Annotated in this window: 10 protein-coding genes; 8 read left to right on the plus strand and 2 right to left on the minus strand. The window is 73.1% G+C overall.

The annotated features are described in order from the left end of the window. The 5 genes from sucB to CIB93_RS30875 form a co-directional block, all read left to right on the plus strand. Positions 1 to 1,045: 2-oxoglutarate dehydrogenase, E2 component, dihydrolipoamide succinyltransferase (sucB, locus tag CIB93_RS30855; RefSeq protein WP_096631667.1), on the plus strand; the 1,045-nt coding region annotated here is incomplete at its 5' end. A 146-nt stretch (positions 1,046 to 1,191) separates the two neighbouring features. Beyond that, positions 1,192 to 1,815, plus strand: coding sequence for a GntR family transcriptional regulator (locus CIB93_RS30860; protein ID WP_096631668.1), 624 nt, complete (start codon positions 1,192 to 1,194; stop codon positions 1,813 to 1,815). A 266-nt stretch (positions 1,816 to 2,081) separates the two neighbouring features. Further along, positions 2,082 to 4,754 (plus strand): pyruvate dehydrogenase (acetyl-transferring), homodimeric type, encoded by a 2,673-nt coding sequence (aceE, locus tag CIB93_RS30865; protein WP_096631669.1) that lies wholly within the window; start codon positions 2,082 to 2,084, stop codon positions 4,752 to 4,754. Positions 4,755 to 4,872: 118 nt separating this feature from the next. After that, positions 4,873 to 5,850 (plus strand): YafY family protein, encoded by a 978-nt coding sequence (locus CIB93_RS30870; protein ID WP_096631670.1) that lies wholly within the window; start codon positions 4,873 to 4,875, stop codon positions 5,848 to 5,850. A gap of 62 nt (positions 5,851 to 5,912) precedes the next feature. Next, on the plus strand, positions 5,913 to 6,434 hold the full coding sequence (locus tag CIB93_RS30875; RefSeq protein WP_096631671.1) for a DUF4240 domain-containing protein: 522 nt from the start codon (positions 5,913 to 5,915) through the stop codon (positions 6,432 to 6,434). A 6-nt stretch (positions 6,435 to 6,440) separates the two neighbouring features. Here the strand turns inward: CIB93_RS30875 and CIB93_RS30880 are convergent, their stop codons facing one another. Continuing rightward, complete coding sequence (locus CIB93_RS30880; protein ID WP_096631673.1) at positions 6,441 to 6,965, minus strand: GNAT family N-acetyltransferase; 525 nt, start codon at positions 6,963 to 6,965, stop codon at positions 6,441 to 6,443. A gap of 62 nt (positions 6,966 to 7,027) precedes the next feature. Between CIB93_RS30880 and CIB93_RS30885 the strand changes: the two genes are divergently transcribed. Then, positions 7,028 to 7,927 (plus strand): TIGR01777 family oxidoreductase, encoded by a 900-nt coding sequence (locus tag CIB93_RS30885; RefSeq protein WP_096631675.1) that lies wholly within the window; start codon positions 7,028 to 7,030, stop codon positions 7,925 to 7,927. Between the two features lie 182 nt (positions 7,928 to 8,109). Beyond that, positions 8,110 to 9,504, plus strand: a complete 1,395-nt coding sequence (locus CIB93_RS30890; RefSeq protein ID WP_096631677.1) for an FAD-dependent oxidoreductase — start codon at positions 8,110 to 8,112, stop codon at positions 9,502 to 9,504. 15 nt (positions 9,505 to 9,519) lie between these two features. Here CIB93_RS30890 and CIB93_RS30895 read toward each other — a convergent pair whose 3' ends face one another. After that, entirely contained in the window at positions 9,520 to 11,133 is a 1,614-nt protein-coding gene (locus CIB93_RS30895; protein ID WP_096631679.1) for a regulator, read from the minus strand. A gap of 301 nt (positions 11,134 to 11,434) precedes the next feature. Between CIB93_RS30895 and lipB the strand changes: the two genes are divergently transcribed. Beyond that, positions 11,435 to 12,244 (plus strand): lipoyl(octanoyl) transferase LipB, encoded by an 810-nt coding sequence (gene lipB / locus CIB93_RS30900; RefSeq protein WP_096631680.1) that lies wholly within the window; start codon positions 11,435 to 11,437, stop codon positions 12,242 to 12,244. The last annotated feature ends 118 nt before the right edge of the window (positions 12,245 to 12,362 follow it).

A 12,362-nucleotide genomic window follows, 5' to 3' on the forward strand; every position in this document is an offset into this window, starting at 1 on the left:
CCCGGCTCCGGTCCAGGCCCCGTCGGCTCCCGCCGCCCCAGCCCCGGCTCCGGCGCAGCCCGCCCCCGCCGCCCCGGCACCGGCCGCCCCGGCCGCGCCCTCCGGTGACGACGGCGCCTACGTCACGCCGCTGGTCCGCAAGCTCGCGTCCGAGAACAACGTGGACCTGAGCGCGGTCAAGGGCACCGGCGTCGGCGGCCGTATCCGCAAGCAGGACGTCGTCGCCGCCGCGGAGGCCGCCAAGGCCGCCGCGGCCGCTCCGGCCCCGGCCCCGGCAGCTGCGACCGCCGCCGCCAAGGCGCCGAAGCTGGAGGCTTCCCCGCTGCGCGGCCAGACGGTCAAGATGACCCGGATGCGCAAGGTCATCGGCGACAACATGATGAAGGCGCTGCACTCGCAGGCCCAGCTGACCTCGGTCGTCGAGGTCGACATCACCAAGCTGATGAAGCTGCGCAACCAGGCGAAGGCGTCCTTCGCCGCCCGTGAGGGCGTCAAGCTGTCCCCGATGCCGTTCTTCGTGAAGGCGGCGGCCCAGGCGCTGAAGGCCCACCCGGTCATCAACGCCCGGATCAACGAGGACGAGGGCACCATCACGTACTTCGACGCGGAGAACATCGGCATCGCCGTGGACGCGGAGAAGGGCCTGATGACCCCGGTCATCAAGGGTGCGGGCGACCTGAACATCGCCGGTATCTCCAAGAAGACCGCCGAGCTGGCGGGCAAGGCGCGCGGTGGCGGCCTGACCCCGGACGACATGTCCGGCGCCACCTTCACCATCAGCAACACCGGTTCGCGCGGCGCCCTGTTCGACACCGTCATCGTGCCGCCGAACCAGGCAGCCATCCTGGGCATCGGCGCCACGGTCCGCCGCCCGGTGGTCATCGACCACCCGGACCTCGGCGAGACCATCGCGGTGCGCGACATGACCTACCTCGCGCTCTCCTACGACCACCGTCTGGTGGACGGCGCGGACGCCGCCCGCTACCTGACGTCGGTCAAGGCGATCCTTGAGGCGGGTGAGTTCGAGGTCGAGCTCGGCCTCTGAACGCTCCGGCTGTAACCAGCCTCACCAGCGGCGCCCCCGTCCGGAACTGATCCGGACGGGGGCGCCGCCGTATTGTCTAAGCACCACCGGTCGCCCGCGCCGCCGTGATGGTGTAGGCACCACCGGTTTGCCCGAAGGAGCACTTCATGACCCCGCCCGTCGTCCACTCGCTGCGCGAACAGATCCGCGAGCACATCGTGGAGGGGATCGTCAGCGGGCGCTGGAAGCCGGGTGAGCGGATCGTGGAGCGCCGCATCGCCACCGAGCTGGAGGTCAGCCAGACGCCCGTACGCGAGGCGCTGCGCGAGCTGGAGACGCTCCGGCTGATCGAGTCGGCCCCCAACAAGGGCGTCCGGGTCCGCAATCTGACCGCCGCCGACCTGGAGGAGAGCTACCCGGTCCGGGCGGGCCTGGAGCAGATCGCGGCGGAGCTGGCGGCCGAGCGGCTGGGCCAGGACTGCTCGGCGCTGGAGCCGCATGTGACGGCCCTCTACGAGGCGGACCGGCTGGCCGACGGCGAGGCCCAGGTCCGCCACACGGTGGGCTTCCACCGGGAGATGGTGCGGGCGGCCGGGAACGCGGTGCTGCTGCACACCTGGGAGGGGCTGGGCATCGAGGTGTTCACGGCCCTTTCGATCCGCTGGCTGGGCACGGTGCAGAAGTCGTACGCGGAGGAGCACCAGGCGCTCATCGACGCGTTCCTGCGCCAGGACCCCCGGATCGGGACGCTGGTGAAGGCCCATGTGCTGGGCTGCGCGCCGCGGGCCTGAGTCTTGACGGCCGTCCGATCATCTGGTGCGTGACCTGCTCTTCCGTGCAGGTCAGCGCCCCTTTTACGAACTTTTTCGCGTCACTCCGTGCCCTGTTTCGAGGCACCCCATGCCACTTTTCTTCGTATCGAGAAGTTTTGCCTTCAATCCTTTGATCGATCATCGATCAGCGATTTACAGTTCACTCCGCGGGCCCACCGGCCCCATCGCCCTGTCCTGCCAGTCAGGGCCTTCTCCACCCCCCTCCTCTCCGGAAGGCGGCGATCATGACCGACCCCGTAGGAAAGCTTCCGAGCGAGCTCGACCAGCTCCCGGACCGTGACCCCGAGGAGACCGCCGAATGGGCGGCCTCCCTGGACGCCGTCACCCAGGCCGCCGGCCCGCACCGCGCCGCGTACCTGATGCGCCGCTCGTTGCAGCACGCCGAGGGCGCCGGTCTCGCGCTGCCCAAGCTGCTGGAGACCGATTACGTCAACTCCATCCCGACGTCCGCCGAGCCGGCGTTCGACGGTGACCTGGAGATGGAGTCGAGGATCACCGCGTGGAACCGCTGGAACGCGGCCGCGATGGTCACCCGTGGCTCGCGTTTCGGGGTCGGCGGCCACATCGCCACCTTCGCCTCGGCGGCCTGGCTCTACGAGACCGGCTTCAACCACTTCTTCCGCGGCAAGGAGGGGGACGGCAGCGGCGACCAGCTCTACATCCAGGGCCACGCCTCCCCCGGCATCTACGCCCGCGCCTTCCTCGACGGCCGGATCAGCGAGCGGCAGCTCGACAACTTCCGCCAGGAGTCGGGCGGCGACGGCCTGCCCTCCTACCCGCACCCGCGGCGGCTGCCCTGGCTGTGGGAGTTCCCCACCGTGTCGATGGGCCTCGGCCCGCTCTCGGCCATCTACCAGGCGCGCTTCAACCGCTACCTGACCAACCGCAGCATCAAGGACACCTCCAACTCACACGTCTGGGCCTTCCTGGGCGACGGCGAGATGGACGAGCCCGAGTCGACAGCGGCCCTCGCCCTCGCGGCCCGTGAGCAGCTCGACAACCTGACCTTCGTCATCAACTGCAACCTCCAGCGCCTCGACGGCCCGGTCCGCGCCAACTTCCGCGTGGTCCAGGAGCTGGAGGCGCAGTTCCGCGGAGCCGGCTGGAACGTCGTCAAGACGCTCTGGGGCAACGCCTGGGACGAGCTGTTCCAGCTGGACACCCAGGGTGCGCTGCTGCGCCGCCTGCGGGAGGTCCCGGACGCGCAGTTCCAGACGTACGCCACCCGCGACGTCGCCTACATCCGCGAGCACTTCTTCGGCGCCGAGCCCGCACTCGCCGAGCTGGCGAAGCTGCTCACCGACGCCAAGATCGCCGAGTGCTTCTACACCTCGCGCGGCGGCCACGAGGCCCGCAAGGTCTACGCGGCGTACCGGGCGGCCGTGGAGCACAAGGGCGCGCCGACCGTGATCCTGGCCCAGACGGTCAAGGGCTACACGCTCGGCAAGGGCTTCGAGTCCAAGAACGCCAACCACCAGATGAAGAAGCTGTCGATCGACGAGTTCAAGGGCATGCGCGAGCTGCTCGGCCTCCCGATCCCCGACAGCGCCTTCGAGGACGGTCTCGTCCCCTACGGCCACCCGGGCGCCGACTCCCCCGAGGTCCGCTACCTCCAGGAGCGCCGCGCCGCCCTCGGCGGCCCCGCCCCGGCCCGCCGGATGCACGCTTCCGCGCCGCTGCCGCAGCCCGAGGAGCGCGCGTTCAAGGCCCTCTACAAGGGGTCCGGCAAGCAGGAGATGGCCACCACCATGGCGTTCGTACGCCTGGTGAAGGACCTGATGCGGGACAAGGAGACCGGCAAGCGCTGGGTGCCGATCGTCCCGGACGAGGCCCGTACCTTCGGTATGGAGTCCCTGTTCCCGTCGGCGGGCATCTACTCGCCGCTGGGCCAGACGTACGAGCCGGTCGACCGCGACCAGCTGATGTACTACAAGGAGGCCAAGGACGGCCAGATCCTCAACGAGGGGATCACCGAGGCCGGGGCCATGGCCGACTTCATCGCCGCCGCCACGTCGTACGCGACGCACGGCGAGACGATGATCCCGTTCTACATCTTCTACTCGATGTTCGGCTGGCAGCGGACCGGCGACCAGATGTGGCAGCTCGCCGACCAGCTCGGCAAGGGCTTCATCGTCGGCGCCACGGCGGGCCGTACGACCCTGACCGGTGAGGGCCTCCAGCACGCGGACGGCCACTCGCACCTGATCGCGGCCACCAACCCGGCCTCGCTGAACTACGACCCGGCGTTCGCGTACGAGGTCGCGGTGATCGTCAAGGACGGTCTGCGCCGGATGTACGGTCCCGATGCCGAGGACGTCTTCTACTACCTGACGGTCTACAACGAGCCCAAGCCCCAGCCCGCGATGCCCGAGGGCGTCGAGGAGGGCATCGTCAAGGGCCTGTACCGCTTCAAGGAGGGCACGCCGGCCAAGGCGGACGCGCCGCGGCTCCAGCTGCTGGCCTCCGGTACGGCGATCCACTGGGCCCTTCAGGCCCAGGAGCTGCTGGCCGCCGACTGGGGTGTCACGGCCGACGTCTGGTCCGCCACCTCGTGGGGCGAGCTGCGCCGCGACGCGCTGGAGGCGGACGAGGCGCTGCTCCGCGGTGAGGTGCAGGTGCCGTACGTGACGCAGGCGCTCTCCGGTGCGCCGGGCCCGGTGCTCGCGGTCAGCGACTGGATGCGCCAGGTCCCGGACCAGATCAGCCAGTGGGTGGAGCAGGACTGGTCCTCGCTCGGCACGGACGGCTTCGGCCTCTCCGACACCCGCGAGGCGGCCCGCCGCCACTTCGGGGTCGACGCCCAGTCGATCGTGGTGGCCTCGCTGGCCCAGCTCGCCAAGCGCGGCGAGGTGCCCGCGTCGGCGGTCAAGGAGGCCCGGGAGCGCTACGGGCTCTGAGCCCCGTCCTCCCGTCGCCGTACAGAGCTGAGCCCCCGGTCACCGGGGCGGGCACGTCCGACAGCGTGCCCGCCCCGGCGGCCGGGGGTTTCCGTTCCCGGGGCACGACAATGGGCGCATGCGTGCTGCCCGGCTGATCAAGATGGTGCTGCTCCTCCAGTCCCGCCCCGCCATGACCGCCGCCGAGCTGGCGGCGGAGCTGGAGGTGTCGGAGCGTACGGTCACCCGGGACGCCCAGGCGCTCTCCGAGGCGGGCGTCCCGGTGTACGCCGAGCGCGGCCGGGCGGGCGGCTACCGGCTCGTCGGCGGCTACCGCACCCGGCTGACGGGCCTGGCCCGGGACGAGGCGGAGGCGCTGTTCCTGTCCGGGCTGCCCTCGGCGCTGCGCGAGATGGGCCTGGAGGACGCGGCCTCGGCCGCCCGGCTCAAGGTGTCGGCGGCGCTGCTGCCCTCGCTGCGCGACGCGTCCACCTCCGCCGCCCGGCGCTTCCACCTGGACGCCCCGTCCTGGTACTCCGAGCCGGAGACCCCCGAGCTGCTGCCCGTCATCGCCGACGCGGTCTGGGACGACCGCGTGCTGCGGGCCCGCTATCGCAAGGGCCGGGGCGGACAGGCCACGGAGGCAGCGCGGGAGCTCGCGCCGTACGGCCTCGTCCTCAAGGCCGGGATCTGGTACCTCTGCGCCCGGGCGGGCGAGGACTTCCGGGTCTACCGCATCGACCGCTTCACCGCCGTCGAGGCGGCCGAGGAGCGCTTCGAGCGGGACGAGACCTTCGATCTGCCCGGGTTCTGGGAGGAGCGGGCCGCCTCGTTCGCCCGGTCCCTGCTGCGTACGGAGGTGACCGTACGCGTGTCCGAGCGCGGGGCGCGGCAGCTCGCGTACACCGGCGACCGGGCGGCGGCGGCCGCCGCGCTCGCCGAGGCGCCGGAGCCCGGTCCGGACGGCCGGCGCACCCTCACACTGCCGGTGGAATCCCTTGACGTGGCGTACGGCCAGCTGCTGGCACTGGGCCCGGAGTTGGAGGTCGTGGCACCCGAGGAGCTGCGGGTCCGGTTCACCGAGGCGGCCGAACGCCTGCACGAGATGTATCGCTGAAAGGCTTCAATTCGGCGTCTGCGCGTGCGGGAGCCCCCGGCAGGCTGGATGCTGTACCCGTGATGGACGAAACGGAATTCTGGGAGATCATCGACAGCACCCGCGAGGCCGCCGAGGGCGACCCCGAGGACCACGCCGATCTGCTCGTGGAACGGCTGGTGCAGCTCGATCCCGATTCCGTGCTGGACTTCGCCCGGCACTTCGAGGCCCGTTACAACCGCGCCTACCGCTGGGACCTGTGGGGCGCGGCGGCCGTGCTGCTGGGCGGGGCGAGCGACGACGCGTTCGACTACTTCCGCTGCTGGCTGATCGGCCAGGGCCGGGAGGTCTTCGAGGGGGCCGTGCACGACCCGGACAGCCTGGCGGAGCTGCTGGAGGACTTCGACGAGGAGGTCGACGGGGACGGCGAGGAGCTGGGGTACGCGGCGGACGAGGCCTACGAGCAGCTGACCGGTGTGGTCGCGCCCGACCTGGGACTGCCGCCGCAGCCGACCGAGCCGCTGGGCACCCCGGTCGACTTCGAGGACGACGACGTCCTCGCGGCCCGCTTCCCCGAGCTGTGGGACCGCTTCGGGCCGCGATAGCTCCCGTCAGGCGGGGCCGAGCGAGCGGCCCATGCAGAGGTCGTCGACGTACCGCCCGTTCAGGAAGAACTCCCCGGGCAGCACCCCTTCGACGGAGAAGCCCTCGGAGGCGTACAGCGCGCGGGCGGGGGTGTTGTGCCCGAGCACCCGCAGCGTGATCCGGTTGGCGCCCTGCCCGCGGGCCTCGGCGAAAGCGGCCCGCAGCAGCGTCCGCCCGACCCCGGCCCCGCGCGCCCACCCGGCCACGGCGAGACCCCGGATCTGCCGCACATGGGCGTTGGCGGCGAGCGGGGTGGGCGGGACGAGCTGTATGTACCCGGCGATCCGCGCCTCCCCGTCGGGCTCCGTCTCCGCCTCCACCACGAGGAAGCCCTCCGGCGGGTGCCGCTCGTCGAAGAAGGGGTCGTACGGGGGCTGCGGCCTCGGCACCACCGCGTGCAGCGTCGACCAGGTGGACCGGTCCAGCTCGGCGAGCTCGTCGTCGTCGGCGGACACGGCGGGGCGGACGGGGCGGAGGGTGAGTGCGGCCATGGGGCCACTGTGCCACGCGGCGTTCCCGGTGTTCGAGGCATTTCATGGGGCAGGATGGGCCCATGCCGAGCTCCCGTATCGCCGTCAGCGGATCATCCGGACTCATCGGAGCGGCGCTGGTGCGCTCGCTGCGCGCCGACGGGCACGAGGTGGCCCGCCTGGTGCGGCGGCCCGCCAGAACCGGCGACGAGGTGGAGTGGGACCCCGAGCGGGGTTACGTGGACGTGGCCGGCCTGGTCGGCTGCGACGCCGTCGTCCACCTCGCCGGGGCCGGGGTCGGCGACCACCGCTGGACGGACGCCTACAAGCGGGAGATCCGGGACAGCCGGGTCCTCGGCACCGCCGCGATCGCCGATGCCGTCGCCTCGCTCGACGCCCCGCCCCGGGTGCTGCTCTCCGGGTCCGCCATCGGTTTCTACGGCGACACCGGGGACCGTGCGGTGGACGAGAACGCGCCGCCCGGGGAGGGGTTCCTGCCCTCGGTCTGCGAGGAGTGGGAGGCGGCCACCGCGGCAGCCGAGGAGGCGGGCATCCGTACGGTGCACGCCCGCACCGGCCTGGTCGTCGGCCGTGAGGGCGGGGCCTGGGGGCGGCTCTTCCCCCTCTTCAAAGCGGGGCTCGGGGGGAAGCTGGGCAACGGCCGCCAGTTCTGGAGCTTCATCGCGCTGCACGACCACATCGCGGCCCTGCGCCACATCCTGGACACCGAGTCGCTGACCGGCCCGGTGAACCTGACCGGCCCCAACCCCGTCACCAACGCCGAGGTGACGGCCGCGATGGGCCGGGTGCTGCACCGCCCGACGCTGTTCACCGCGCCCGCGCCCGCACTGCGGCTGGCGCTCGGGGAGTTCGCGGGGGACGTGCTGGGCAGCCAGCGGGTGATTCCCCGGAAGCTGCTGGACTCCGGCTTCTCGTTCGCCTTCCCCGGCATCGACGGGGCGATCCGGGCGGCACTGCGCTGAACCGTGCCCCCTCGCGGCGGCGGCCCGCCGCGGTGTGTGCGACCCCGTGCCCCGGTGCTCCCCGGCACGCGCGTCTGACCCAGTACCAGCCATCCTCCTAGCCTCGATGCGAACTCCGGCATTCCGGGGGCCTGTTGGGGGCAAGAGCCCCCCACCAGTCGCACCGACTCGGGGAGGGGCATGTGCGCAGCACGGCACACCACGCAGACGTGGTCATCATCGGGGCCGGAATCGCCGGCCTGTCAGCGGCCCACCTGCTGACCGGGGCAGGGCTCGGCGTCAGCGTCCTGGAGGCAGCACCCCGGGTGGGCGGCCGGCTCGCCACCGACGAGGTGGACGGCTTCCGGCTCGACCGGCTCGGCCCCCTGCTCTGCTCCTCCTGGCCCGAGCTGACCGGCACCCCGGGGCTCGGCTCCCCGGAGCTGCGGGAGTTCGCGCCGGGGGTGCTGCTCCACAGCGAGGGCCGTCACCACCTCACCGGTGACATACGGAGCGCGAGGGGCGCACTCAGGGCAGCGCGCACCCGGTCGAGCGCTCCCCGAACGGCCCGGGCCGCCCGGGGCCCCTGGGCAGCGCACAGCGCGTACGGGAGCGAGCCCGGGGCTCCGTCACGCGGAGGCGGCCGGAGCGGCGCGGTGACCGGGGCGATCGACCGGGCCCGGCTGGGCGCGGCGCTGTCGCGGCTGGCGGCCACCCCGGAGGCCCGGCTGCTGGCCCGCCCGGAGCGGACGGCGCACGAGGCCCTGGCCGGCGTCGGACTGCCCGCCCGTACGGTGGACGGCGTCCTGCGCCCCCTGCTCACCGCGCTGCTCAGCGACCCCGCGCTCACCACGTCCAGCCGGTGCGCCGATCTCGCCCTGCGGGACTACGCGCGCGGCGGCCTGTGCGTACCGGCGGGCGGCTCCTCGGCTCTGCCGGAGCTGCTGGCCGCCTCGCTGCCACCGGGCACGGTCCGGACCGGGGTGCATGTGACGGCCGCCGACATCACCTCCGTACGTACGAAGGAACACGGTGAACTGGGGTGCCGCTCCCTGCTGCTGGCGACCGGGGCGGGGGCCGCGGCCGAGCTGCTGCCCGGGCTGCGGGTGCCGTCCTTCCACCCGGTGACGGTCCTTCACCACACCGCGCCCGCCGCGCCGCCGACGGGCCGGTCGCTGGTGCTGGACGGTGACCGGTCGGGTCCGGTGGTGTGCACCGCGGTGATGAGCGAGGTCGACCCCTCGCGCGCACCGGAGGGCCGGACGCTGATCACCTCGACGGTGCTGGGGACTCCGCCGCCGGACCTGGACCGCTCGGTGCGCGGACACCTGGCGGCGCTGTACAGGACCCCGACGGACGACTGGGAGCTGCTGGCGGTGCATCACGACCCGGAGGCGGTGCCCGCGATGGAGGCCCCGCACGACCCGCGCCGCCCGGTGCGGGTGCTGGCCGGGCTGTACGTGTGCGGCGACCACCGCGACACGAGCACGGTCCAGGGCGCCCTGCACTCGGGCCGCCGGGCGGCCGAGGCGATCCTCACCGACCTGGCCGTCACGGGCCCGCACGAAGGGAGCCCCCGGCTGCCGGAGGCGGCGTGAGGTGCCCCGGCCGGGTCAGCCGAGGGCGGCGACCCGGTCGCGGTAGCCACGTACGGCGACCGCGTCCCGGTACGGCTCCAGGCTGCGCTCGAACGCACGCACGTACTCCGTGGCGCGGACCGAGCGCATCTCGGCGGCCTGCTGGGCCGCCTCCGCGCCCAGCTGGCAGGCCTGGTCCAGCTCGCCGAGGCCGAGGCGGGCGGAGGCGAGGACCACCCGGCAGAACAGTCTGCTGCGGGCGTACGCGGGGGCGCTCAGCTGGAGCGAGCGCTCCGCGTGCTGGGCGGCGGTCCGGTACTGCTGGAGGTCGCGGTGGCAGTGGCCCAGCTCGTCGGCGAGCTGGGCCTCGTCGAACGCGCGGGCCCAGTGCGGCACCTCGTCGCCGGGGCGGGCGGTCTCCAGGGCGTGTTCGGCCCGGGTCAGCGCGGCGGTGCAGGAACGTGCCTCGCCGAGCACCCCGTGGCCGCGCGCCTCGACCGAGTGCAGCAGCGCCTGGACGAGGGGCGGGGCGGCGGAGCCGATGCCCTGCTGGGCGACGCGGGCGAGCTGCACCGCCTCCCTGCCGTGTCCGAGGTAGACCGCCTGGCGGCTCATCGTGATCAGCACGTAGGCGCCGTAACCGCGGTCCCCGGCGGCCTGGGCGAGCCGCAGCGCCTGGACGAAGTACCGCTGGGCGAGGCCGTGGGCGGCGATGTCGTACGAGGTCCAGCCCGCCAGCCGGGTCAGATCGGCGACCGCGGCGAACAGCCGCCGCCCGGTGGCCTCGCCGTACGTGCCCCGGAGCATCGGCTCGGCCTCGTGCTCCAGATACCGCACGAGGGCCTGCCGGGCGTGGCCGCCGCCGTAGGCGTGGTCGAGGGTGCGGAACAGCTCGCCGACCGAGCGCAGTGCGGCCACGTCGCCGCTGCCGACCCGCTGGCCCGGCCCCCGCTCGGTCTGCCGCTGACGCGGGACGACGTGCGGCGCCCCGGAGTGCCCTCCGGCTCCGGACCGGGCCCCTGCTCCCGGCTGTGCCGCGGCCGAGGGCCCCGGGCCGGGCGGGTGGGTGGCGGCCGGTCCCGAGGGCATGGGACGCAGCGGTCCGCCCGGGCGCGGCACGCTCCGGCTCTCGGTGCGCAGTGCCCCGCCCGTACGGCCGGGTGCGGAGGAGACGGTCTGGCGGGTGGCCCCGCCGTCCCGGGCCACCCACTCGTCGGCCCGGCCGATCAGCCAGTCGCGGCTGGGGACGACGAGTCCGGCCGGGGTGAAGGCGATCTTGCGCAGCTCGGTGTGGGTGCCGGAGTCCTTGCGCCAGAGCCCGCTGACGATGTCGACGGCCTCGGCGGGGGTGGCGGCGAACTCCAGGCCCGCGTAGACGGGTGCGCAGGCGTCGAGCCCGAGGTCCTGGGCGGAGAGCCGACGCCCCAGCCGCCGGGTGAAGACCTCGGCGATCAGGGCGGGGGTGGTGCCGCGCGGCTGCTGACCCCGCAGCCAGCGGGTCACCGAGGTCTTGTCGTACCGCAGGTCGAGGCCGTGTTCGAGGCCGAGCTGATCGACCCGGCGGGCCAGGCCCGCGTGGGAGAACCCGGCTTCCGCGATGAGTGAGGCGAGGCGGCGGTTGGGCGTGCGCTGCGGGGGTCGTTCCGACATCAGCTGTACGGTCTCCTGCCTTCGGGGCCGGACGGTCAGCCCTCATGGGAACGGCGCGAATTTAGCGGCCACTGGGGCGGCCACAGCCACCCTTTGCTCCACGTTCATCCGATCGTGTGAGGATTACGGACAGAGCTGACGGAAGGGACGGGGCCTCCCTCAGGTCACGCAAGCGCGCTCCACCTGCCGGTGGGCCGGCCGGGTGACGGTCGTACAGTGGATGCGGGCGCGATCAGTGCAAGGTGCCGTCATCCCGGGGACACCCCTCCGGGCACGCGGTGCCCCACGTAGGGAGGCATCTGTGAGCGAGCTGCGGTTCGCCCGTCTGGGCTTCGGCGAACAGGCCGTCGAGTACACGGAGGCATGGCAGAAGCAGCGCGAGGTGCACGCGGCCCGGTTCGAGGACCGGGTGCCGGACACCTGCCTGCTTCTGGAGCACCCGCCCGTCTACACGGCGGGCCGCCGCACCGCCGACAGCGAACGCCCGCTGGACGGCACCCCGGTCATCGACGTGGACCGCGGCGGGAAGATCACCTGGCACGGTCCGGGGCAGCTCGTCGGCTACCCGATCCAGAAGCTGCCGCGTCCGGTCGATGTCGTGGCGCACGTCCGCCGCCTGGAGGACGCGCTGATCCGCACGGCCGCCGACTTCGGCGTGGAGACCTCCCGGGTGGAGGGCCGCAGCGGCGTCTGGGTGCTCGGCGACCCGGTCGAGCAGCGGCCGATGCTGGGCGGGCTCTCCCTGGACTTCGACCCGAGGCTCCAGGACGAGGAGTTCGACGCGCGGCTGAACGGCCCGGAGTACGCCCCGTCCAACGCCGGCCAGCGCCGCGAGGACCGCAAGCTGGCCGCGATCGGCATCCGGGTCGCCAAGGGCGTGACGATGCACGGCTTCTCGCTCAACGTGAACCCGGACAACACCTGGTTCGACCGGATCGTGCCGTGCGGCATCCGCGACGCGGGCGTCACCTCCCTCGCCAACGAGCTGGGCCGGGACGTCACCATCGAGGAGGTGCTGCCGGTCGTCGAGAAGCACCTGCGGGACATCCTGGAGAACGCGGAGCTCGCACCGAGGACGGTCGAGCCGCGGAAGGCCGCGGCCCCGGCGTAGTACCGGCCGGTGTTACCGGCCGGTAGAACGGGCCGCCGCGGGCGACCGGGGAATAGCCTCCGTCGGCCACAGGTTGGCCGGGCGTAAGACCGTTTGATTTACGGGCGTACCCTGGTGT

Origin of the sequence: Streptomyces sp. WZ.A104, from assembly GCF_002382885.1 — a bacterium.
Classification (GTDB): Bacteria; Actinomycetota; Actinomycetes; order Streptomycetales; family Streptomycetaceae; genus Streptomyces.

What these genes read in the sequence shown, in the direction of transcription:
- CIB93_RS30860 (WP_096631668.1), top strand. Translation starts at nt 1,192, where the DNA reads ATGACCCCGCCCGTCGTCCACTCGCTGCGCGAACAGATCCGCGAGCAC.
- aceE (WP_096631669.1), top strand. Translation starts at nt 2,082, where the DNA reads ATGACCGACCCCGTAGGAAAGCTTCCGAGCGAGCTCGACCAGCTCCCG.
- CIB93_RS30870 (WP_096631670.1), top strand. Translation starts at nt 4,873, where the DNA reads ATGCGTGCTGCCCGGCTGATCAAGATGGTGCTGCTCCTCCAGTCCCGC.
- CIB93_RS30875 (WP_096631671.1), top strand. Translation starts at nt 5,913, where the DNA reads ATGGACGAAACGGAATTCTGGGAGATCATCGACAGCACCCGCGAGGCC.
- CIB93_RS30880 (WP_096631673.1), bottom strand. Translation starts at nt 6,965, where the DNA reads ATGGCCGCACTCACCCTCCGCCCCGTCCGCCCCGCCGTGTCCGCCGAC.
- CIB93_RS30885 (WP_096631675.1), top strand. Translation starts at nt 7,028, where the DNA reads ATGCCGAGCTCCCGTATCGCCGTCAGCGGATCATCCGGACTCATCGGA.
- CIB93_RS30895 (WP_096631679.1), bottom strand. Translation starts at nt 11,133, where the DNA reads ATGTCGGAACGACCCCCGCAGCGCACGCCCAACCGCCGCCTCGCCTCA.